The sequence below is a fragment of the Clostridium sp. HMP27 genome, assembly GCF_000765165.1.
Lineage (GTDB): Bacteria > Bacillota > Clostridia > Clostridiales > Clostridiaceae > Clostridium_AK.
The window spans coordinates 97,253-120,707 of sequence record NZ_JMFY01000002.1 but is presented as its reverse complement, the minus strand read 5'-3'; the positions used below and the strand labels follow the sequence as shown (position 1 = coordinate 120,707).

General features: G+C 33.6%; 26 protein-coding genes. 5 read left to right on the top strand and 21 right to left on the bottom strand.

Features of this window, described 5'->3' with window-relative positions:
* Positions 1–90: 90 nt before the first annotated feature.
* The 5 genes from DP68_RS01970 to DP68_RS01950 form a co-directional block, all read right to left on the bottom strand.
* Positions 91–693 (bottom strand): TetR/AcrR family transcriptional regulator, encoded by a 603-nt coding sequence (locus DP68_RS01970; RefSeq protein ID WP_035305305.1) that lies wholly within the window; start codon positions 691–693, stop codon positions 91–93.
* A gap of 50 nt (positions 694–743) precedes the next feature.
* The gene (locus DP68_RS01965; protein WP_035305304.1) at positions 744–1,130 is read right to left on the bottom strand and encodes a VOC family protein; all 387 of its coding nucleotides are present in this window, start codon (positions 1,128–1,130) and stop codon (positions 744–746) included.
* Between the two features lie 233 nt (positions 1,131–1,363).
* Complete coding sequence (locus DP68_RS01960; protein WP_035305303.1) at positions 1,364–1,885, bottom strand: PadR family transcriptional regulator; 522 nt, start codon at positions 1,883–1,885, stop codon at positions 1,364–1,366.
* A gap of 26 nt (positions 1,886–1,911) precedes the next feature.
* Entirely contained in the window at positions 1,912–2,760 is an 849-nt protein-coding gene (locus tag DP68_RS01955; protein WP_035305302.1) for a sialate O-acetylesterase, read from the bottom strand.
* 357 nt (positions 2,761–3,117) lie between these two features.
* A complete protein-coding gene (locus DP68_RS01950) occupies positions 3,118–3,498 on the bottom strand; it encodes a hypothetical protein (RefSeq protein ID WP_035305300.1) in 381 nt (126 codons plus the stop codon).
* A 159-nt stretch (positions 3,499–3,657) separates the two neighbouring features.
* Between DP68_RS01950 and DP68_RS01945 the strand changes: the two genes are divergently transcribed.
* A complete protein-coding gene (locus DP68_RS01945) occupies positions 3,658–4,380 on the top strand; it encodes a MerR family transcriptional regulator (protein ID WP_035305298.1) in 723 nt (240 codons plus the stop codon).
* A 241-nt stretch (positions 4,381–4,621) separates the two neighbouring features.
* Here DP68_RS01945 and DP68_RS01940 read toward each other — a convergent pair whose 3' ends face one another.
* The 15 genes from DP68_RS01940 to DP68_RS01875 all read right to left on the bottom strand — a co-directional run bounded on the left by DP68_RS01940 (position 4,622) and on the right by DP68_RS01875 (position 16,335).
* Positions 4,622–5,386 carry an ABC transporter permease gene (locus DP68_RS01940; RefSeq protein ID WP_035305295.1) on the bottom strand — a complete coding sequence of 255 codons (765 nt, stop codon included), beginning with the start codon at positions 5,384–5,386 and terminating at the stop codon, positions 4,622–4,624.
* Positions 5,387–6,148, bottom strand: a complete 762-nt coding sequence (locus DP68_RS01935; RefSeq protein ID WP_035305292.1) for an ATP-binding cassette domain-containing protein — start codon at positions 6,146–6,148, stop codon at positions 5,387–5,389.
* Between the two features lie 114 nt (positions 6,149–6,262).
* Entirely contained in the window at positions 6,263–6,451 is a 189-nt protein-coding gene (locus DP68_RS19125; protein ID WP_081957056.1) for a cysteine-rich KTR domain-containing protein, read from the bottom strand.
* 112 nt (positions 6,452–6,563) lie between these two features.
* Positions 6,564–6,914: a DUF1048 domain-containing protein gene (locus tag DP68_RS01930; RefSeq protein WP_035305289.1), complete on the bottom strand. Its 351-nt coding sequence runs from the start codon at positions 6,912–6,914 to the stop codon at positions 6,564–6,566.
* 9 nt (positions 6,915–6,923) lie between these two features.
* Positions 6,924–7,271, bottom strand: coding sequence for a DUF1048 domain-containing protein (locus DP68_RS01925; RefSeq protein ID WP_035305286.1), 348 nt, complete (start codon positions 7,269–7,271; stop codon positions 6,924–6,926).
* Positions 7,271–7,594, bottom strand: a complete 324-nt coding sequence (locus DP68_RS01920; protein ID WP_035305283.1) for a PadR family transcriptional regulator — start codon at positions 7,592–7,594, stop codon at positions 7,271–7,273. The genes DP68_RS01925 and DP68_RS01920 overlap by 1 nt, the downstream gene beginning before the upstream one ends.
* A 405-nt stretch (positions 7,595–7,999) precedes the next feature.
* Entirely contained in the window at positions 8,000–9,448 is a 1,449-nt protein-coding gene (locus DP68_RS19120) for a serine hydrolase (RefSeq protein WP_081957055.1), read from the bottom strand.
* A gap of 24 nt (positions 9,449–9,472) precedes the next feature.
* Positions 9,473–10,378 carry a HAMP domain-containing sensor histidine kinase gene (locus DP68_RS01910; protein ID WP_035305280.1) on the bottom strand — a complete coding sequence of 302 codons (906 nt, stop codon included), beginning with the start codon at positions 10,376–10,378 and terminating at the stop codon, positions 9,473–9,475.
* Between the two features lie 22 nt (positions 10,379–10,400).
* A complete protein-coding gene (locus DP68_RS01905; protein ID WP_035305276.1) occupies positions 10,401–11,171 on the bottom strand; it encodes an ABC transporter permease in 771 nt (256 codons plus the stop codon).
* Positions 11,164–12,087, bottom strand: coding sequence for an ATP-binding cassette domain-containing protein (locus tag DP68_RS01900; RefSeq protein ID WP_035305274.1), 924 nt, complete (start codon positions 12,085–12,087; stop codon positions 11,164–11,166). The genes DP68_RS01905 and DP68_RS01900 overlap by 8 nt, the downstream gene beginning before the upstream one ends.
* An 83-nt stretch (positions 12,088–12,170) precedes the next feature.
* Positions 12,171–12,863, bottom strand: a complete 693-nt coding sequence (locus DP68_RS01895) for a response regulator transcription factor (protein WP_035305272.1) — start codon at positions 12,861–12,863, stop codon at positions 12,171–12,173.
* Between the two features lie 314 nt (positions 12,864–13,177).
* Positions 13,178–14,041, bottom strand: coding sequence for an AraC family transcriptional regulator (locus DP68_RS01890; RefSeq protein ID WP_035305270.1), 864 nt, complete (start codon positions 14,039–14,041; stop codon positions 13,178–13,180).
* A 123-nt stretch (positions 14,042–14,164) separates the two neighbouring features.
* Positions 14,165–14,548 carry a hypothetical protein gene (locus DP68_RS01885; RefSeq protein WP_291546873.1) on the bottom strand — a complete coding sequence of 128 codons (384 nt, stop codon included), beginning with the start codon at positions 14,546–14,548 and terminating at the stop codon, positions 14,165–14,167.
* A gap of 535 nt (positions 14,549–15,083) precedes the next feature.
* Entirely contained in the window at positions 15,084–15,413 is a 330-nt protein-coding gene (locus DP68_RS01880; RefSeq protein ID WP_035305268.1) for a tRNA-binding protein, read from the bottom strand.
* A gap of 199 nt (positions 15,414–15,612) precedes the next feature.
* A complete protein-coding gene (locus DP68_RS01875; protein ID WP_035305266.1) occupies positions 15,613–16,335 on the bottom strand; it encodes an AraC family transcriptional regulator in 723 nt (240 codons plus the stop codon).
* A gap of 302 nt (positions 16,336–16,637) precedes the next feature.
* Here DP68_RS01875 and DP68_RS01870 point away from each other — a divergent pair, with 302 nt between their 5' ends.
* The 4 genes from DP68_RS01870 (at position 16,638) to DP68_RS01855 (ending at position 22,387) form a co-directional block, all read left to right on the top strand.
* A complete protein-coding gene (locus tag DP68_RS01870; RefSeq protein ID WP_035305263.1) occupies positions 16,638–17,765 on the top strand; it encodes a zinc-dependent alcohol dehydrogenase in 1,128 nt (375 codons plus the stop codon).
* A gap of 389 nt (positions 17,766–18,154) precedes the next feature.
* A complete protein-coding gene (locus DP68_RS01865; RefSeq protein ID WP_291546871.1) occupies positions 18,155–18,676 on the top strand; it encodes an NAD(P)H-dependent oxidoreductase subunit E in 522 nt (173 codons plus the stop codon).
* A gap of 22 nt (positions 18,677–18,698) precedes the next feature.
* Complete coding sequence (locus tag DP68_RS01860; RefSeq protein ID WP_035305260.1) at positions 18,699–20,588, top strand: NADH-quinone oxidoreductase subunit NuoF; 1,890 nt, start codon at positions 18,699–18,701, stop codon at positions 20,586–20,588.
* A gap of 20 nt (positions 20,589–20,608) precedes the next feature.
* Complete coding sequence (locus DP68_RS01855) at positions 20,609–22,387, top strand: NADH-dependent [FeFe] hydrogenase, group A6 (protein ID WP_052085591.1); 1,779 nt, start codon at positions 20,609–20,611, stop codon at positions 22,385–22,387.
* 49 nt (positions 22,388–22,436) lie between these two features.
* Here the strand turns inward: DP68_RS01855 and DP68_RS01850 are convergent, their stop codons facing one another.
* The gene (locus tag DP68_RS01850) at positions 22,437–23,339 is read right to left on the bottom strand and encodes a multicopper oxidase domain-containing protein (RefSeq protein ID WP_035305258.1); all 903 of its coding nucleotides are present in this window, start codon (positions 23,337–23,339) and stop codon (positions 22,437–22,439) included.
* Positions 23,340–23,455 lie beyond the last annotated feature (116 nt).

The window sequence follows — 23,455 nt, the reverse complement described above, 5'->3', positions numbered from 1 at the left end:
CTAAATTTAAAAAGATGACTCCTGTAAAATACAGAAATCATCTAAACAATAAAGATGTCCCTCCTATATAAAGGGGTCACATAATAAATGTTATGAGGTTGACTTTCCTTTTAGTTCATTATAAAAACTATCCCATAGACTTATTAAAGTTTTGCCTATATCATAACTGTTTCCCCTAAAGATGCTCTCCATCTCAACACCGCTGGAGGAGTTTATGAACATGTTTGCTATTTGATCATCACTCATAGGAGAATTAATTTCGCCTTTTTCTCTTGCAGTGTGAATAATATTTTTCCAACTGCTTAGCTGAACCTCTTTAGACTTTTGCAATCTTTCCTGAAAATCCGGAAAAAGCTTTATAGCATCAAAAATTAGAGAAATATAATTAAAACTTGGTGCACCGCTTTCCTCATTTTGTTGCTTTAAATTTTCTGCATAATAATTAATATAATCAATATAAAAATGATAAAGGGAGTCTTTACTAAATTGATCATAAGGAATATCTAAAACAGAAGACAATACATCATTGACCAATTCGAGAAAAAGCTGCTCTTTACTTGTAAAATAGTGATAAAAAGCACCTTTGGACAGCCCTGTCTTTTCTACAATCTCTTTAAGAGTAACTTCTTTAAAGCTCTTTTGTAGAAAAAGTTTTAAGGTAACATCCAAAATATGTTCTCTTGTGTTTTTCACACTATCCCACCTTTCCTCTAAATTTTTTCAATTTGATAATATCCACCTTATTAATCAACTAGCACTTGATGAATTTGTATAAGGTTACCACACGTATCCTTAAATACAGCAATGATGGCTCCTATTGATTTTGTTGGCTTTATAGTAAATTCAACGCCCAGTTGCACCAATCTTTCGTACTCCTTCTCGATATCTTCTACAGCAAAGGATGTTGCTGGTATACCCTGAGCAAAAATGCCTTCTTGATATGTCTTTGCAACAGGGTTATCATTAGGCTCAAGAAGCAGCTGTGTACCTTCTGGTTCGTCAGGTGATGTAACTGTTATCCAATTTATTTCAGGTATATGTACTTTCTTCACAAAACCTAATACCTCAGTGTAGAACTTAAAAGCTTTATTGGTGTCATCTACAAACACATTAGCTAATTCAATTTTCATATCATCTTCCTCCTTAATATATCGGTATTCTTTTTAAATCTTATTTAACAGAAAAGCAATCATTATGCAGTCCGTTTCTAATACCGACCGTTTGGTATGTTTGTATCATAACATTACCCTTTACTACCGTCAAGGACATTATTTCTTATTTAAAATGTATATGTAATAAAAAAACGGTAGCTTTTACTAATGCTACCGCTTATAAATACATAAAAAGTTATATTAAACATTCATTAATTTTCATTTCTTATGTCTTTTAACAATCCTTCAAACCATTGGACATTTACTAAATGATGAGAACGTGAGTTTTCTAACATTTTTCTAAAACAATTAGGGATAGTTTCACCATGTCCAAGAGATTCTTCTAATAAAGAAATTTTCTTTTTAGTTTGTTCGATTTGTATTTCTATTAGTTTTACTAGTTCCTCGCTTTTATATTCATTAGCAAATAGCATTGCTGCATAAAAAGATAAGTTTATATAATCTGTCTTAGATCCATATTTGTACATTAATTTTTCAAATTCTCTATCCCCTAGTTCAGTGAGGATATAATTACGCGTTTCTCTAGTATTGTCTAACTCTTGAATTTTTTTAATATATTGTTTTTCTTCTAATTGTTGAAGATTATAATAAAATGATCCTTTAGTGAAATTTACTATGTATTTATAGTGCTTCTCTTCCATTAAGGCTAATAATTCGTATCCATAAGAACCTGGATTTTGTTTTAACAAACCTAAAATTAGTAATGGTATCAAAAAAACATCTCCTTTAATTACAAGGTTTAATCATTGTTGATTTGCATGACCTGAGATACGAATTCATCATATGATATTTTTCCTAATGCAAAATCCATACTTTTTGTATATATCTTTTCTCCTTTGGTATGTGTTCTAGCATAACTTAAATTTAGCAACTCATCTTCATTAACTAATGGCTTCAACACATGCTGCTTATTAGAAAAGGCTTCAAAATATCGCAAACCAAATTTCCTTTGAGAAATTGCATTAATATGAATACCATCGGGATTAGAAGTTAATCCTGAGGCTGTAACAAAGTAACAATTATCCTGTTCAAAGGCAAATTTTTGTAACTCTTGATTAATGAACTTATATTCAGTACAGCTTTTCCCAAATCCTTCTTTGCCTAAAAAATCACCTAAACCACCAATAATAATTGGAATATCTGGAGCATTCAACTCTTTTCTAAGTGCATCAATAATTAAAAGTAATTTCTTGTAATAGACTTTGTAGTTACCATTCATACCATCACTTTCTCCTTGATGCCATAGAATTCCTGTGAGCTCACTACTTTGCATAGCAAATTTAGCTTCAGTTATTGCATGTTTAAAAAGCACTTCGTCTACAGCCCATTCATCTAGTGTACTTCCACCTTCAGCACAAGGAATTAAGCCAATGGTATCTTCTTGATTTTGGTGACACCATGCATCTGCAAATGAACCAGCCAAACTTATTCCTGAAACAGGACGGTCATAATTGATGGGCTCAGTCATCATTTGCCATCTACCATTACGCATCATTTGTATTCTTTCATTATAAATTGGGGGTACTTCATGAATAAACCCTCGTCCAGCCATATTAGACTGTCCTAACATTAAAAATGATTTAACCATTTTCTTCATCCTTTCTGTTTACTTGATATTTATAAAGAAATGTTTCCATTTCTCAATAAATGTTAAGTAGTTATTTATTTAATTTTTTAGCTATTGCACTCAACACATTCGTATTCATCTTCTGCCCATGTCCTTAATAGTAAGTTATTATTAATCTATTACTCCAATAGATTTTCCTATATATCAAAAACTACTAAAGTGTTATTAGTCTAATTAGACTAATTGTCAATAATATTTTTCAAAAGTAAAGCCAAAATATATTTTAGCCCATTAATAGGTGTCCAATGTAAATTCTCTTCTGAACCTACTAGTATGGCTTAGTAACTGACGAGCGGTTATTATAGATATTGTTTTTAATTACAAGTCTAATTCTCTTTCTATCAACGCTAATGAAATATGAAATGCCTTAATCCGGCGTATGGCCAGTGTGTGTTGAGGAGTACCTTCTCTAAATTTTGGCTTCACTTTCTCAATTCTTTGAATAAATAATGGTATTGCTCGCATAGCTTCCTCTAACTCCTGTTTTGAGTAATTATATGAAAAATCCTTCTCTAATGCTTTTGCTATTAATGAGGATGCTATATAGTGTACTCTGAGATTTTTAGCAACCATAGTCATCTGAGAAGTACATGGAGTCTGTTTTTGGGACAAGGTTACTTTTGCTTTCTCATTTTTGCGGATTGTTGATAATATTGCTTTCTGTGCTGCTTCTAATTCTGTTATTGTAAACTCATTCATGTAATCTTACCTCCATTTCAGTATTTATATTTTTATTATATAACATTACTGCAACGAGTAAACTTTTTTATATATATTCGATATAAACCAGACCTTGTTCCGTAAAAACCTTAGATATATAGTATAATGTTTATATCTTTATGAGCAGGAGGTAAATATATGTCAATTCGTCCGATAGATATAGCTCGACACCTTAATATCAGCACCTCGACTCTCAGATTATACGAAAAAAAAGGATTGATACCATCTGTGCCTCGCTCTTCAACTGGATATAGGGTTTACACGGAAAAGCACATAGCATATTTTATTTGCATTAGAGAAATGTCATCTGCATTTGACTTAATGTTTATTGCAAAAGTCTTGAAAGAAGTAAAAGATGGACATATTGATGAGGCACTTTGGATTGCCAACAAAGCACAATCAGATTTATGGAATGAAAGGCAAACATATAAAAAAACCGTTAAAATACTACTATACAATAATTTCAATACACCATTTACAAAAAATATGACTATTGGAGAAGTAAGCAAAGAAACAGGTATCCCCATAACAACTATTCGGTATTGGGAAAAAGCAGGACTTCTATTCCCAAAAAGAAATGAAGAAAATAAATATCGTATTTATACAAACGAACACATACGGCAGATATTGACCCTTAATGCTATAAAACTTTCAGTACAAACGCATCGATTAAAACACTTTTTCCATACAATGCAAGAAACCTATGAGGCTTTTGATTATTCAAATTATGATGATATTGCAAAGTTCTTAGATAATATATCAATTCAGTTAAACCAGATGAACCGTTTGCAATTTAAAAGCATTTATGCACTTTATAAACTCTGCCAGCAGATTGAAATTAACCTTTTTGAGCAATCGTAAAATAAATGTAGCAAACAGGATTTTTCCATCCGCCTGGCCAAACTTAACATTCACGTTGCTATAGCTGTTCCCTTGTTTGTGGACAAAAGAACTACTGTCTTCACATGTGTGAGAACATAATATCTATAAAAAGGACTGTCGCACAAAGAATAAAAACTACACTATATTACGATTTAATTTCTTAATGCGGTAGCCCCATCTACCCCTGTGGGTGAGTAACTATACTTAGTATAAGGACATGTTATAATTTCTTATAGATTCTTATTGCAAAGATATAAGCAATAACTATTATTGCTATACACCAAGCAAGGGCAACCCAGATATCACTTCCTACTGGTTGGTTTGCTAATAAATTACGAATAGCTTCTACGATAGGGGTTACAGGCTGATTTTCTGCAAAGGCACGTACTGCTGAAGGCATAGTATCTGTTGGCACAAAGGCAGAACTGATAAACGGTAAAAAGATGATTGGATAAGAGAATGCGCCTGCACCATCTGGTGTTTTAGCAGCAAGTCCAGCAATTACCGCAATCCAAGTTAAAGCAAGTGTAAATATTCCTAGAATTCCAAATACCGTCAGCCATTCTAAGATTCCTGCCGAAGAACGGAAGCCCATTAATAATGCAACAAGTATAATCACTACTACAGAAATTCCATTTGAAATTAATGAAGTTAATACATGTCCCCATAATACTATAGAACGAGCGATAGGCATAGAGTGAAAACGTTCAAAGATACCACGCTCTTTATCTATAAACAAACGGTAAGCTACATATGCAATGCCACTACCAATAGCCATTAACATTATACCCGGCAATAGATAATTAACATAATTTTTTGTACCTGTTTGGATTGCACCACCAAATACATAAACGAACAATAACATCATCGCAATTGGTGTGATACAAACTGTAATAATTGTATCCATACTTCTAAAAATATGACGCATAGAACGTCCAAACATAACACTCATATCTTTGAAAAAATATTTATTTGTAGATTCCATTTATTTCTCCTCCTTTTTACCAATGATTGTTAGGAATATTTCTTCTAATGTAGGTTTCTTCTCAACATATTCAACTTTTGCAGATGGAAATAATTTCTTCAATCCCTCTAGCGTATCTAGAGCAATGATTTTTCCTCCATGAAGAATGGCGATTTTATCTGCAAGTTGTTCTGCTTCATCCAAATATTGAGTCGTTAAGAATACTGTAGTTCCTACAGCTGACAACTCTTTTACAATCTTCCAAACTTCTAAACGTGCTTCTGGATCAAGACCTGTTGTTGGCTCATCTAGAAAAATAATCTTTGGATTTCCCACAAGACTCATTGCGATATCAATTCTTCTTTTCATACCTCCAGAGTAAGTACCCACTCTGCGATCTGCAGCCTGTGACATACCAAAACGATTAATTAAATCATCTGCTACTCCATTTGGATTTTTAAGATGTCTAAGTTTTGCTATCATTTGAAGATTTTCACGTCCAGTCAAAATTTCATCAATAGCAGCAAATTGACCAGTAAGACTGATAGAACCTCTAATGTCCCCTGGATTTTTTTCAATATCAAAACCATTGATTACAACACTTCCAGCATCTGCTTTAAGTAAAGTGGCCATAATTTTAATCATCGTTGTTTTTCCTGCTCCATTAGAACCTAGTAATGCAAAGATACCTCCCTGCTCTACTTCAAAATTTACTCCTTTGAGTACTTCTACATCCTTGTAAGCCTTCTTTACACCTTTAATTTGTATGATATTTTTTTCCATTTTCTTTTCCTCCTCTACAATATAGTAACCTTACTCAAACTTAAGTCTAATCCTTTCAATGCAGCTTCATCAGTTTCATAAATAAAGAGCCGACAACTGTGATTTCACTCACGGTTATCGGCTCTGCGTCTCAACGTCTGGCTCTTTGATAACTGATATATTCAGTTTTTTTACATTGATTATAGTTTCCTGTTTACACTTGGGACAAAATAGCGGGAAGTTTTCAAGTACCGTATCAACGCCTATCTTGACCCTTGTTTTGTTGCCACAGACCGGGCATAATATCCACTGGTATTTACACACTCTACCATCCCCTTACTCGTTGTTGTTGACCGCTATCGATGTCACCGGCTAGTTTCCGTCAAAGGCTCAAACCTTTCACTTCAATTGCTTTTTCCATCCCGCTATCTCTCTTTTACTTTGTTTTATCGGTAACCTTTTTCATGGCCTTGTTAACTTCTTGGTCAACAGACTCTTGATAGATGTCAGCGTAAGTTTTTGAATCTTTGATTAGATCGTCACAAAAGGCCGCTACGTCATTGCCCGTTACTTGGAGCACGCCTTTCCCCAAGGCTGCACCCTCTTCAAAAAGATCGATAATCCCAGAGAGTAAACCTATTCCGTCGGTTAGCTCAACAGGGCCAACCTTAAAAAGATATTTTTCAATCTCTTTATAAACAATTTGATAATCCTTCGGGAGCGCTTTGACACGGGCCACGTGAGCTCTCCACTCTTTTTTTCCTTCGATGATATCTTGTATTCTCATTTTACCCTCCTATTTACCTAATTTTTTAGCGATATTATTGTTGAGTTGCTTGCGCCACTTATCACGATAAGACTTTGCCCCTTCTTCGCCCACCAGCGCTGAACAAAAGCCTTTGATATCGTCACCCAAAACCTCTTGGACACTCTGACCGTCCGCCGCCGTTTCTTCGAGCATGCCAAGCACACCGTCAAGAATTGGCATGAGGTTGCGACCGGTGAAATCTGAGTGAGACCAAAGATTGGCTTTAATTTTTTCCCATGCCGCTTGATAATCAGCCGGTAGCTTTTTAGCTCGGGATTCAAAAGCTTTGAGTTCCTTAGTCATGTCGCTTCCAGTAACCTTTTCCCAAAAATTCATTATTTCCTCTCCTTTAACTCGTTAATTTTTGATGATACGAACTCCCATTTTTTCCAAAATCTCTGCAGCTCCTCACGCCCTGCGTCGTTAAGCGTGAAAAACTTTCGCGGCGGTCCCATATCCGATGGTTTTTTTGTAATTTCTACTAATTTATTTTTCTCAAGTCGCACCAAAATGGTATAAACTGTCCCATCCACAACGTCCGAAAATCCTAGGGCGTTCAGATGCCGCGTGATCTCATAACCGTAGGTTTCCTGGTGGCTGATGATTTCAAGAACACAGCCTTCCAACACTCCTTTGAGCATTTCCGTAAGGTTCTCCAACGTAACTCCTCCTTGCTATTCTGTATCACTGGTATTAAGTATTACTTACTACAGCTATATAGTAACACATAGTAGTGACAGTGTCAATATGATGTATATATATATTTATTTTTATCAATGAAATTTAAAATAATACCAAAGATAAGAATACCCACCTTATAATACAATTGTTTGAACACTTTTATAACACATATCACATGTCTTTGTTGTTTGATTTCTATACTATTTTTCATATACTTTTCATAATGTAAAAATCCCCTATCTCCTGGTGATGAGGAGATAGAGGATTTTCCATTCTCTTAAAAACGCACCTACATTTACTTTTGAAACAAGGCACAAAGCCTTTTAAAAGGAAGCTTTCTATTAATGAAACTCATTTTATTTACGACTTTATATCTAATTCTATCAATTTCTATTTAATATTCCCCTATAATAAACTCTCCTAACTGTAACTATAACTCCAATTAAGAAAACTACAATTAGAAATAACATAGCAGCTGGCCAAATCCCAAAAGCATCTTTAATTGTAGCACTATTATTTTGTAGGTTTGGAACAATAAAAAATAGCCACCCTATAAATAACACTGGAATTACTTGGGGCATTAGACGAAGATAATATCTCCAAGTAGGATGTTGTTTACGTCTATTAGACCACTCCTTACTTCGTATAATGCCCTTTATACCCAAAAATAAGTATATCAATGTAATGAAACCAAGTGATAAATCTGTTATTTTAGGTATAGGCGCTTTAATATCAGGTTTCTGCCCTTCAGTTAGTTTTATAATTCCCGAACTTATCTCATAAGCATGTTCAAAAGTAGTTGTGAAGTTATTAAGCATAACAGCTACGGCATATCCACTAGAAGGTATAATGTCTTGTTGTGCTTGAAAAGTAGATAATGATCCACTATGAGAAATACGTGCTGGTTTAACCTGTGGTGAGCTTAATGACCAGCCAAGACCATATTTTTCGCTTCCAGGTTGGGGAGAATAGGATTCTTCTAACAATGATTTTGATAGTAACCTTTCTCCATTCACATTTTTCCCCTCATTGGTGTGCATGGAAAGCCATTTCCCCATGTCAGATGCTGTAGTAACGATTCCTCCTGAACCACTAAACATTTGTTCAAGCTCCGACCATGGAAGTGCAGTGCCGTATGCAGTTACATATCCTTGTGATAACCCTTTTACAGCATCACCTGAGTTTATAGCTGATATCGTATCATCCATTCCTAGTGGGGAAAATATCTTTTGCTTAAGATATTTTGGAAATTCCATACCGCTTATTACTTCTACCAATCGAGCAAGTATCCAATAATTAGCATTGCTATACAAATATTTGTCTCCAGGTTCCCATTTAAGTTTCCAGTCATGTAGACGATCAACGCCTGCTTTTAAAGTATTTGCTGGTGGCACAATGGTTGGATTAGGAACCCCTGATGTGTGACTTAACAAATGCCTTACTGTAACCTTTTGCAATCTAGTATCATCCATTGTAAGTTCTGGCAAATACTTTACAACTGGATCGTCTAGGTTGATTTTCCCTTCATCAACCAGCTGCAAAACAGAAGATGCAGTAAATGATTTAGAAACTGAAGCTATTCTCATTAATGATTTTTCTGTTAGTGGTTCTCCCTTAGAATCATGTCCATATCCTTTTTCATACATTACTTTGCCATCTTTTACAATTACAATTGAAGCACCAGGTAATCCGTTACGTTCCATATAATTAGTGACAAATTCATCAATGGCTTCTTTTTCTATTACAGTGGCAGCACTAACTGATAAGGGGTAAAAAACTAATTTAATTAAAAATGTTATTAACATAAAGATAATGCATAATCCTTTTTTCATATTACAATCTCCTATCTTCTATAATCATAAATCAGGCAGTGACCAACTACATTTCATATATAGCCAACCATCTTTTAATTCAGCAGAAAATTTCCCATTCATTTTATCCATCAAACTTTTTGCAATGGATAATCCTAATCCCGTACCCTTACCTGACCTAGTTTGATCTGCGGTATAAAATCTATCAAAAAATAGTTCCACATCTCTTTCTGTTAAATTGTGTGCATCATTACTTATTATTAGATTTACAACCGCATTATCCTTTTCAAGGGTTATAGCTACATTTTTATCCGAATATTTTATAGCATTAGTAACTAGATTTTCTATAACTCTTTTTACAGCTGAACCATCAGCAATAATATTAACTTTTCCTTTAGGGATTTTAATGTTCGGTACTATTTGTCGTTCATTAAATCTGTCATATAAATTCATTACGATTTCTTCCGCAATATTATTTATTTTTAAACTTTCAAGTTTCAAACTATAATCAACAGATTCAATTACAGAAAGCTCAAAAAAATCATTCAATAATATCTGAAGTCTCTTTGCTCTATCCTTAGCAATTGTTAAATATTGTTTCTTTTCTTCTTCTGTTACTCCATCAGTTTCCATTAGTTGAATGTACCCTAAAATAGAGGTTAACGGTGTTCTTAAATCATGAGACATATTTGCAACAGCCTGTTTTAACTCTCTTTCAGCGGATTTCTTTTCAATATTAGACTGAAGGTATAAGTCAATTAAATTATTAATTTCACTAGCAAGGTTTTCTGTATCTTTATCTAATAGTGATATATCTATTTTCTTGTCAGTTTTTCTAATATTATAATCTTCTAATTGAGAAGTAATATTCTTTAATTCTTTTTTTATAAATAATAGGCGGGCAAGAAAGACTATAGCTAATATACTTGATACAATTACTGCATAAATCATCTTCTCACCCGCCTTCTATTAATTATTTGATTTCTCTTCTTTTAAAAATCATGCTACCTAAATAAGTCATAATAATAAATGTTGCTGCAGAAATTAATATATTCTTTCCAATTTCATTGAATGTAACAATAGGACTAAAAGCTTCATAAATCTGATAAAATATAGAATTTTCATATATTACTTTAACTATTTCAGAATTAGGAACTAACAACTTTTCTATTGCAAATAAAATAACAGTAGCAATAATAGTAATAATAATAGTTTTTCCACTTTCCTTGGTTAAAGAAGCAATCAGCATTATAATTGATGAATAAGCAATTATAATAAGAGTATATAAACTAAAAACTCTTAATAAATACATAACTGCCATACTAGTATAAATCTTGCTATATCCTAATAAAAGAGTTGTACATATTGCAGTAACTATTGGTAATATAACAGCAGTAATAACTGAACCCAAGGAAAAAACAATTAGCTTTGCTAAATAAATATGACTTCTTTTATTTCCGCTTAATATCTGATTTTTAATAGTACTTGTAGCATAATCTGCATTAATAAAGAACCCAGCTAATGTACTTATAATTAAATTAAAAATTATAGGTACTGTCATCATTGCCATAGCATTATATTCTTTTAACCCTACACTTTCAAAAACTTTATTATTTAGTCTCCACCAGCCTATTATAACTAAATAGTTAGCTAGTGTATAAACCGCAGTTACTACTCCAATCAAAACCCAAAATGTATGCTTTCTTTTTAACTTGAATAATTCAGCTTTAATTAAATTAATCATAGTCTACACCTCCCACAAGTTTTGTAAAATAACTTTCCAAGTCTTCTCCCATTTGTGAAAAGTGCTCAATAATAAGATTGTTTTTAGTTATTGCCATTGATACCTTTTGTATATCATTAAGATGACTATATAACTTTATAGTACCATCGGGCATAACTTCAAAATCTGTTGCACCAAGTTCAGCTTCTAGTACAGTAACACCTTTACTTGGATCATCAACTTTTATACGTAAATACTGTCTACATTTTTCATTTAGTTCTGCTGATGTAATCTGCTCCAAAAGTTTTCCCTTATGAATAATACCATATCTTGTAGCAACTTGGTGCAGCTCACTTAATATATGACTAGACATTAAAACCGTCATTTCTTTTTCTCGATTTAGCCTTTTTATAAGTTCACGAAGTTCAACAATTCCCATAGGGTCTAACCCATTTGTAGGCTCATCTAGAATTAAAAATTCAGGGTCACTTAAGAGCGCAATAGCAATACCCAGTCTTTGCTTCATACCCAGCGAAAAATTCATTGTCTTTTTTCTTCCAGCACTTTGCAATCCAACAAGTTCTAAAGTTTTATCTATACACTTCTTATTTGGAATACCCTTTTGTAACCGATGGAGTTCCAAATTTTCGTAAGCTGACATATTCGGAAATAGAGCAGGATTTTCAATAACTGCTCCTATTCTCTTAATAGATTGTATTAAACCCTTCTCACTACCTTCTCCAAACAACTCCACATTTCCCTTGGTTGGAAATGAAAGGCCTGTAACTATCCTAAGTAATGTTGTTTTCCCAGCACCATTTTGTCCAATAAAACCATAAATCTCACCTTTTTTAATCTCAAGATTCACATTGTTAAGAGCAAAATCTTCTTTATATTTCTTAAAAAGATTATTCGTTCTTAGTATATATTCATTCATTTAATTTCCCTCTCTCTCTTATGTGATAGTTTTAGTATAAAAACAAGACCATAAGAGAAGTTAAAAAAAACATTAAGAAAACCTTAATTTTTTAGTCTGTATCCCATACCCCAAATTGTTTCAATGTATTCAACCTCTGGATTAACTTCTGATAACTTATGTCTTAGATTGCTCATATGAACATTAATTGTATTGTCATCACCTAAGAAATCTTCACCCCATACACTTTCGAAAATATTTGACTTGGTAAAAATCTTTTTAGGAGATTGCATTAAAAGTAATAATATCTTATACTCACGAGCTGTTAATGTAACTACCGTATCTTTAACAGTCACGATCTTTGACTCTAAATCAAGTCTTATATCTTTATGTTTTAACACATTACCTGAATCATGTCCTATCACCTGTTTATATCTTCTTAATAAAGAATCAATTCGTGCAGAAACTTCTTCAATATCAAAAGGTTTTGTAATATAATCGTCTGCTCCTGTTCGCAAAGTATTTACCTTAGTTTGAGCTTCACCTTTAGCCGAAATAATAATCACAGGCACTAAACTGTTTTCTCTTATCTTTAAAAGAACCTCTTCTCCTGTAATTCCTGGAAGCATTAGGTCAAGAAGCACCATATCCCACTCTTGTTTTTCAATATAAATCATTGCTTCCGTTCCTGAATAAGCAGATTGCGTCATATAGCCACTTTTTCTTATAATATCACATAATAATTTGTTAATATCGTTATCATCTTCTACAACCAAAATATGTATTTCTTTTTCCATAGTATCCCCCTATACACCAGAATCACCATTGTAATCCTATCTCTATTACATAAGTTTATTATAATAATTTACTGTTTTACTTATTCAACCTTTTCTAAATATATAATATTTTGTATTTCACATCAATAAAAACCATCTCGGCATAAAATGTGACAAATGTAACTACCAAATTGCAGCAAAAATTCCCCCAAATATTTAATCTGGGGGAATTAGGAATATTACATTATCAGTTCATATCTTTAAAAAGTTTATTGCTCCCTTTGACTCTAAAAACTTAATAGAACAATATATAATGATTTATGTGTCTTTATTTTTTATTTTTTCTGAACAGGAACCCAAACTTCACTATAAGCGTAGTTCTTTTTATGCTCATTCATTTTAGTAAAAGAAAAAGAAGGGGCATTGATTATTTCATAATCGGAAGAAGGAAACCATTCTGAATATATTTTTGCCATTGTTTCTTGCAGCGTAGAAGGAAATAGTCCCTCATTTAGGAATACTTCCCAAGTGCAGGCTTCCACTGCCACTTTTTCCAATAAATCACTTAATTGATTTTCAGTAGTTAAAATACCTATCAAGTGAGTTAAACCTCCCTCTTCTTTTAAGAAATTAGCGTCAGCATCATAAGAAGCATTTATAACTTCATAAGGCTCCATATTTTGAAGAGCATGCATTTCTTTTCTTTGTTCCTCAGTTATACTTTGCGCGAGCTTTACAATCTCATTATTAACGCCTTCAAATTGCATAGGAACACGCTTGCTTACACCTACTAAATTAAATGCTGGTTTGTTTTCAATTCTAAATTCCATAGAAATTCCTCCCTTAACAGTTATTATGAATGAAAGTTTGGGAAATGATTTGCTTATGCCTTTTTTTATTACATCTGAGGGTAAAAATCCACTCCATTTTTTAAATGCTCGGGTAAAGCCATCTATTGACTGATAACCATATTTAAAAGCAACATCCGTTACTTTTTCTCCATATAACAAATCCTTATTTGCTTCTGATAATTTTCTATTTTTTATATATTCACTAAGCGTCAATCCTGAAAGATAAAAAAATATCTTTCTAAAGTGATAGTCGGAAACCCCAGCATATTCAGAAATTAATTCAATAGATAGGTCATCAGTTAAATACTCCTCAATATAGTCAATCACATGATTTAATTCCTTTAACATTATCTCCCTCCTTTTCATGTATACATAATACCAAAGTTATTTTAAGGATGCTCGACCTTTTTAACATAAAAAATATCGAATAATCTAAAATCACTATATGTAATTAGTTTTATTTTTCCAACTTCACAAAAGTATTAATTGACCTATTTTATTACATTCCTCAGCAAACCAAATAGCTTTATCTGCTCCTACTGCTATTCCATGGGGTTCTGAATTTGCTGTAGGAATCTCATATTCAATAATCTCTCCACTTGTTGTAATCCTACCTATTTGATTGTTTCCCCATTGTGTAAACCAAAGTGCTCCATCACTACCAGTAATAATTGCATGCGGTCTGGCATTTGCAGTTTTCAAGTCATATTCATTAATAGTTCCTTCTGTCGTAATTCTACCTATTTTATTCGCTTTATTTTCTGTAAACCATAGAGCTTTATCAATACCTACAGTAGTTCCATATGGACCTGATTGAGATGTCGGAATGGAATATTCATTAATCTTTATATTCATTAAATTGTAACTCCTTATATTTCATAAATTTTCTCTTATTGAACAATGTCAAATAATTTTTTCCTAAGCCATATATAATTTATTAGAAATTATATTAAAATGTTTATTAAGTTAATAATGAAATCATAAAAAATCCCCTCCATATTTACTGGAGAGGATGTCAATTGTTTTCATATCTAAAAATACCCTTAAATGCTATAGAATGTACGTAATCCTATAGAAAAGCTGATAACTCAACTTTAATCCATTAATTTTCTCACACTTCTTAAAATAGCAAAAATATTATAATAGTGCTATACATAAAAGGTATATTATTAACTAATCATCCACTCCAGCGCATAACAAAAAAACACAACCTTGTGCTTATTATAAAATTAGGCTTCAAAGTGAATTAGTAAACCATAGCTAATATAATACCTCCCATTCTTAAAACTTAAAGAAATTATATCAATAATAAATTTGATTTGTCAAATGCAAATTATTTCTCCAACTATAATTCTACCAATGAACTTTTCTATATTAATAAGATTATTCATTAACCTAATTTATCACCCTTTTTGACAGACTGTTCTGGTTGGATTAATACCACTCCTTGCTCAGCATAAATTCCTAGTACTAATACTTCTGACATAAAATCGGCAATTTGTCTTGACGGAAAATTTACTACTCCCAAAACTTGTTTATTAATAAGTTCTTCTTTTTTATAGCATTTGGTAATTTGAGCGCTTGATTTCTTTATACCAATTTCATCACCAAAATCTACCCATAATTTGTAAGCAGGTTTTTTTGCTTTTTCAAAAAATTCTACCTTAACAATTTCTCCAACTCTAATATCCAATTTCATAAGATCTTCAAAGTTAGCCATATTAACACCCTCCTATAAACATTATAAGTTTCTAGATTTAAAATCGCATATAAATTAGTGATTTATTAACCGGAATATATAAATTCAATCTACTGCGAAAAGTAAACAACTCTTTAGTTCAAATATTACCTCATATAAATCTCATGAGATTTATATTATATATTAAATTTAAGTAGATTTCTTTTCTCAAATCAAGTTATTACTTATCTGTTTTTCGGGCCTTCATTCTATAATCTAATGGTGTATTCTTCTCATACAATTTAAACACTCTTGTAAGAGAAGAATTGTGATTATAACCTACTTCATTTGCAACTTGTATTATACCTAAATTAGTATCTCGTAAAAGTTCTTTTGCTCTTTGCACCCTCAACCTTTGTATATATTCAGTAGTTGAAACACCCATATTCTTTTTAAACCATTCACTATAATAAGTAAAATTATAATGTTCAATATTTGCCAAGGCTTCCAAATCAATGTTTTCATTGTAATGTTCATGAATATATTTAACTGAACTTGGCAAGTTTTTTTCAAATATAAAAGGACTAAAATAATGGTATAGCTTCGATAAGCTTTCACCATTATAACAATTATCCTCGAGTTCATTTAGTATTAAAAACCTAATTGCTTTCCATTTCTCATCTAAAGAAAGTTCAATACCATCTCTAGCTATAGTCATATCATTGGCGTTAAGCATATAATGTGGTATATCTAAAACCAAAAACTCATTAGGTTTGCCTGATTTAAATGTATGTGTATTACTTGGAGGCAAAAAAAACAAATGTTGGTCATCAAGTCCAAGTTTTTTATGTTCAGTTTTAATATCCATACTTCCACTAATGGGCAGTATTAGTTGAGCATAGCTATGTAAATGAGTAATTATCATGTCCTTATATACTCTGCGTTCACTAAAAATACCGTTCAATTAAACCACCACTATCCCTTCAAAGTATAAACTCTCAATCAGCCTATCTGATTATTATTTTAATTAATTTTAGTTTATCTCAACAACTTTAAAAAAACTAGTTAGAATAGTTTTTTAACTATTCCAGCTAGCTCTTTTGCATTTTCCTCTTTCATTCTTTTGCGAAAACAATTCTATTTCACTGCTTGTAGGAATGCTTCATATTTTTCCCTTTTTATAGAAATATTTAGAATAAAATTTTGCATTTAAACAAAACTAACTTTGAAGTTATACAAAATAATTTTTGAAAGGAGATCTAGTTTATGAAGGCTCTCGTTTATAACGGATATAAAAACGTTCAGGTTGATAATGTAAAAGATCCAGTAATAGAAAAAAATGATGATATTATTGTCAAGATAACCTCTACAGCTATTTGCGGTTCTGATCTTCACTTAATTCACAGCAGGGTTCGCAATCTTCCCCATGGTTTTGTATTAGGTCACGAAGCCATGGGAATTGTTGAGGAGGCAGGCAAGGATGTAGTTAATGTTAAAAAAGGAGACAAAATAATCGTGCCATTCCCTGTTGCCTGCGGTCACTGCTGGTACTGCGAACACGGTCATTGGAGCCAGTGTGATAATTCAAATCCAAATGGCGAGGCAGGCGGAATGTTTGGCTATAGTGAATCCTATGGTGGATACGATGGAGGTCAGGCGGAATATCTTCGTGTGCCTTATGCTAATGTTGGTCCTAAAGTAATTCCTGAGGATTTAACTGATGAGCAGGTTTTATTTTTAACAGACATCTTGCCTACCTCATTTTGGGGAGTAGATATGGCAGGAGTAAAGCCTGGAGACACTGTTGTAGTTTTAGGCTGTGGCCCTGTAGGATTATTAACTATAAAATGGTGTATTTTGAAAGGCGCTAAAAGAATTATTGCAGTAGATAGAGTTCCCTATAGACTTAACCACGCCAAACGCTACGGAGTTGAAATTGTGAATATCGAAGATCATGATAATACTGGGCTTTATCTTAAGGAAATCACTCACGGAGGCGCTGATGAGGTTATTGATTGTGTAGGAATGGATGGAGCAATGTCTGTAGTAGAAGCTGCAGAAAGCTTTTTAAAGCTTCAGGCTGGCTCAAAATCTGCCATAGAAATAGCCTCGGAGGCAGTACGAAAGTGTGGAACTGTTATGATGGTTGGAGTTTATGGAGGAAGATACAATCTCTTCCCTCTTGGTAATTTCTTTGCAAGAAATATAACCTTAAAAATGGGTCAATGTCCTGCTCATGCATATGTAGACCCTATTCTTGAACTTATAAAACAGGGAAAATTTGATGCCACAGATATAATTACTCACAAACTTTCTCTTGATAAAGGAGATCATGCTTATAAAATATTTGATGAAAAGCTGGATAACTGCATAAAAGTTGTTTTAAAGCCTTAGTTAATACCTATAAAAAAGGTCAATCTAAAAATGTAGATCGCAGAATTGTCATCTTTATTTGAAGAAGCTGTCACATTAGCATGAAAACTTGCTAACGCGACAGCGTTTTTTAGATGTTTTATAAAAATTTTAACTATGCTGTAATGCTATTGAATTTTATCCTATGCCACCTAAGTATTCTTCACACACTCCCTCCTAGCATCTGCAGCTTCTTCTTCAGCTATTATTAGCTCTCCGATTTCACCTTGAGGCACATAAAAAAACACATCTTAAAAAACAAATATTATTCTAAAATATAACTTTTTTATTACTTTTAGGTTTAAAATCTCATTTTTTAGCAAACCATATATTGTGTTCGCAAATATATGCAAAAGGAAGGTGTATCGCCTGTGTCTAAAGAAGTTGAAGTTAGCAAATATAATTTGGATCAGGAGAAGCTAAAAAAACTGGAAGAGTATATTGATGGTCTTGAGGTAAAAGAAGGTGAACTCATAAACATACTTCATGAAGCTCAAGATATTTTCGGATACCTACCAGAAGAACTCCAATTATTTATTTCTAGAAAACTTGGAATTAGTGCAGCAAAAGTTTTTGGTGTAGTAACATTCTACTCCTTCTTCACTATGGAGCCAAAAGGAAAGCATGTAATAAGTGTTTGTATGGGAACTGCTTGTTTTGTTAAAGGTGCGGATAAAATACTTAATGAATTTAGAAAGCTCCTTAATATAAAAGAAGGAAGTTCAACCAAGGATGGAATGTTTACAATAGATACCTTAAGGTGTGTTGGAGCCTGTGGCTTAGCGCCAGTTGTTATAGTTGATGGAAAAGTGTTTGGAAGAGTAAAGGTTGAAGATGTTCAAAATATTATCAAGCAATATAGTACAGAAGATGCACTAGTTGGCTCAAAGTAGTTTCTCGAAGGGGAGGATTAAGATGGTAAAAATAAATTCATTTCAGGAATTAAAGACCTTAAGTGAAAAATCAAAAGCCTTACTTGCAAACCGAAGCAGAGAAAGTGGAAAAAAAGATACTGATGATAAGACTATAGATATAATGGTATGCGGCGGAACAGGATGTCAGGCCTCTGGCGGTATTGAAGTTGTAAAGGTTTTAGAAGAAGAACGTGATGCAGCAGGGCTAAGAGACAAAGTAAAAATTGTTACTACAGGTTGTTTTGGCTTTTGCGAAAAAGGCCCAATAGTAAAGGTTATGCCAGAAAATATTTTTTACATAGAAGTTAATGAAGAAAAGGCTAGAAAAATATTTCAAGAACATATACTGAACGGAAAAGTTGTTGAAGACTGCTTATACAAAGACCCTGCTACCCATCAGCACCTTGATAAACAAAATGATCTTCCCTTTTATAAGAAGCAGATTAGAATTGCTCTTAGAAATTGTGGACTCATCAATCCAGAAGATATTCATGAATACATTGCAGTTGAAGGATATCAGGCACTTGGAAAGGCACTGTTTGAAATGACTCCTGATACTGTAATTGATGTAGTCAAACGCAGCGGTTTAAGAGGTAGAGGGGGCGGCGGATTTCCAACAGGAGTAAAATGGGAAATGACAAGAAAGTCTGAAAACAAAGTAAAGTATGTAATTTGTAATGCAGATGAAGGTGATCCTGGTGCTTTTATGGACAGAAGCATCCTTGAAGGTGACCCCCATTCTGTAATTGAATCAATGATGTTAACAGGTTACTGTATAGGTTCTTCTCAGGGCTTCATATATATTAGAGCAGAATATCCCCTTGCTATACAAAGACTTAGAATAGCTATTAAACAGGCCTATGATTTGGGTCTTCTTGGAAAGAATATACTTGGCAGCGATTTTTCCTTTGATATAAAGCTTAAATACGGGGCTGGTGCTTTTATCTGCGGCGAAGAAACTGCACTGATTAATTCTATAGAAGGAGGCCGTGGTGAGCCAACAGTGAAACCTCCATTCCCATCACAGATTGGTCTGTGGAAACGCCCTACAAATATCAACAATGTTGAAACTTTAGCAAACATCCCTCCAATTTTATTAAAAGGTGCCGAATGGTTTAGCTCTATAGGTACTGAAAAAAGTAAGGGAACTAAAGTTTTTGCCCTGGCAGGAAAAATTAATAACGTGGGACTTGTGGAAGTACCAATGGGAATTACTTTAAGAGAAATCATCTATGATCTTGGAGGAGGCATAGTTAATAACCGTAAGTTTAAAGCAGTTCAAACTGGAGGTCCTTCAGGTGGCTGCATACCTGCAGATAGCCTTGACACTCCAATAGATTACGAAAGTTTAGGCGACATAGGTTCAATGATGGGCTCCGGTGGTATGATAGTCATGGATGAAGACGATTGTATGGTTAATATATCAAAATTCTACTTAGAGTTTTCAGTTGATGAATCCTGCGGCAAATGTACTGCCTGCAGAATCGGGAACCAAAGAATGCTTGAAATTTTAAAGGATATTACTGAAGGCAAAGGAACAATGGAACACCTTGAGGGTTTAAAAGACCTTGGATATATAATAAAAGATTCTTCATTATGCGGACTTGGTCAATCTTCTCCAAATCCTATATTAAGTACAATGAAGTTTTTCTGGGATGAATATGTGGCTCATGTAGTAGATAAAAACTGTCCTGCAGGAGTGTGTACGGCACTTTCAAAATACCACATCGACCCTGAGAAATGTATCGGCTGTACCGCTTGTTCAAAGGTATGCCCTGTTAATGCAATTACAGGATCATTGAAAAAAGCACATGCGGTGAATAAAGATATATGTATAAAATGTGGTGCTTGTGAATCCACCTGTAAATTTAAGGCCATATCCCGAAAATAGTAACTTAAGGAGGAAAAATCATGGAAAGTAATTTAGATAAACCTACGGAGCTTAGTACAGAAACTGTATCTTTAACTATAAATGGTTATAAAATAACCGTGCCAAAAGGTACTACAATTCTATATGCTGCTCGTCAGGCTCAAATAAATATCCCTACACTATGCTATCTTGATCTTCATGATATCAAGATGGTAAATAGAACTGCTTCCTGTAGAGTTTGCCTTGTAGAAGTAGAGGGACGTAGAAATCTTGCACCTTCCTGCTCAACTGAGGCCACAGAAGGAATGGTTGTAAAAACGGATACTCCTCGTGCAATAAAAGCTAGGCGCGCCATGGTAGAGCTTCTACTGTCAGATCACCCTACTGACTGTTTAGTATGCGAAAAGAACACAACCTGCCAGCTTCAACAATTGGCAGCTGATTTGGGCATAAGAAAAATAAGGTATAAAGGAGAAATGTCCAATTATCCAAAAGACTCTTCAAGCGGTGCTCTTTATAGAAATCTTGATAAATGTATAATGTGTAGAAGATGCGAAACAATGTGTAATGAGGTTCAAACTTGTAACATATACTCTGCCGTTGACAGAGGTTTTGAAACCGTGGTTTCACCGGCTTTTGGAAGACCAATGCTTGATACAATGTGCACATTTTGCGGCCAATGTGTTCAGGTTTGCCCAACGGCTGCACTAACTGAAGTCAGCAATGTATCAAAAGTGTGGGAAGTACTTGCTGATCCTGATAGATATGTTATAGTTCAGACTGCACCAGCTATCAGAGTTGCTTTAGGTGAAAAATTTGATATGGAACCAGGAACTATAGTAACAGGAAAAATGGTAGCTGCCCTTAGAAGATTAGGTTTTAGAAAGGTATTTGATACAAATTTTGCAGCAGATGTTACTATTGTTGAAGAGGCACATGAGTTTATGGATAGACTTCAAAATGGAGGAAGACTTCCTATTTTAACAAGCTGCTGTCCTAGTTGGGTAAAATTCATAGAGCATCAGTTCCCTGATCTCTTGGATATTCCTTCAACCTGCAAATCTCCTCATATCATGTTTGGAACTATTGCTAAAACTTATTTGGCAGAAAAAATGGGTATTGATCCTGAAAAAATTGTAGTTGTTTCAGTAATGCCATGTATAGCAAAGAAATATGAAATAGTAAGACCGGAACTTGAACATAATGGACAGAAAAATGTTGATCTTGTTATCACCACTAGAGAGCTAGCAGACATGATTATTGAAGCAGGACTTAAATTCCCAGATTTACCTGACGAAGATTTCGATCATCCTTTAGGAGAATCTACTGGAGCATCAGTTATATTTGGAGTAACTGGTGGAGTTATTGAAGCAGCACTGAGAACAACCTATGAATGGATGACAAAAAAGCCTCTTGATAATATTGAATTTCATGAAGTTAGAGGATTGGACGGCTTGAAGCAGGCTACGGTTAATATAAATGGTAAGGATATAAGAATCGGTGTGGCTCATGGTCTTGGAAACGCAAGAGCTCTTCTTGAATCAATTCAATCGGGCAAAGAAGAATACCATGCTATCGAAATAATGGCTTGTCCTGGTGGATGTATAGACGGAGGTGGGCAGCCATATCATTTCGGTGACATAGAAGTGGTTAAAAAGAGAATGGATGCAATATATAGAGAAGATAGAAGCAAACCTATTAGAAAATCTCATGAAAACCCTGTGGTTCAGCAAATGTATAAAGAGTATATTGGTGAAATCGGAGGAGAAAAAGCCCATGATTTACTGCATACTCATTTCTATAAGAGAGAAAAGATTTAAGAAAATAGGACTTGGATAATATCCAGGTCCTATACTTTGTATATTCCTTTTATTTCTTATATATAAGTCTGGTAATCATGCCTCCAGGAGACTCTCCATTATTGGACTGATGGAAAGTTTTTGTACCATTAATAGGCCATATCCCTGGATTGTTAGATAAAAATTCAATATCAATTCTTCTACCTGAAGCAACATCAATCGTATCATCACATTCTCTTCTTGGAAACCCATCGATAGCAACTATAACGAAATCATGACCGTGAATATGCATTGAATGTGAATTACTAGACTTATTTATGAATCTCATTCGTATTTTCTCTCCATACCTAGTATAAAGAGGTGTTGTGTCAGGAAATGCTTTTCCATTTATAGTAAAGAAATTTGGATTTCTATCAAACTTATTTGGTTTGTATATTCCAGGATAAACTTTTCCTAAGCTTGGTTGAGGTATTTCCCACTGCTGTAAAAACAATATATAATCCATATACGGAAGTTCCATATTTATCCCATTATCCTCTGAAGGTAATACTATGAATGCACCCATAAGCCCTTGTGATGCTTGCTGTTCCATAGTAGAGTGATAAAAGAAAGTCCCTACCTGCCATGCTAAAAATCTATAGGTAAAGCTTTGTCCTGGCATAATCTTTGGCGTATTAGGTTCTATATCTGGTGCACCATCCTGAGAATTTGGTTTTGAAAGTCCATGTACATGTAACGCTGTAGGTTTATCTAACCTATTTTCTACAGTCAAACTAATCCATTCACCCTGCTTAATTACAATTACAGGACCAGGTGTTGATCCATTATACCCCATGGCATATATAGATAGATTATCAAGTATATTATGTTTGATTGGTTCTGCAACTAAATGAAAGTGTCTTGTGTTATTTTTTAAAGAATATTTAGCAAAGGGAACATCAGGAGATGAAAGCCTGCTCTCCCACGTATCCATTTAACAGCCTCCTCACAATATTTCTATGCAAAAACTTTTTAGCAGTCAGTACATATTATGAGTTAACAGCGCTATTTGTTACATCAAATACCGATTTTAGTAATTTCATTTGAATA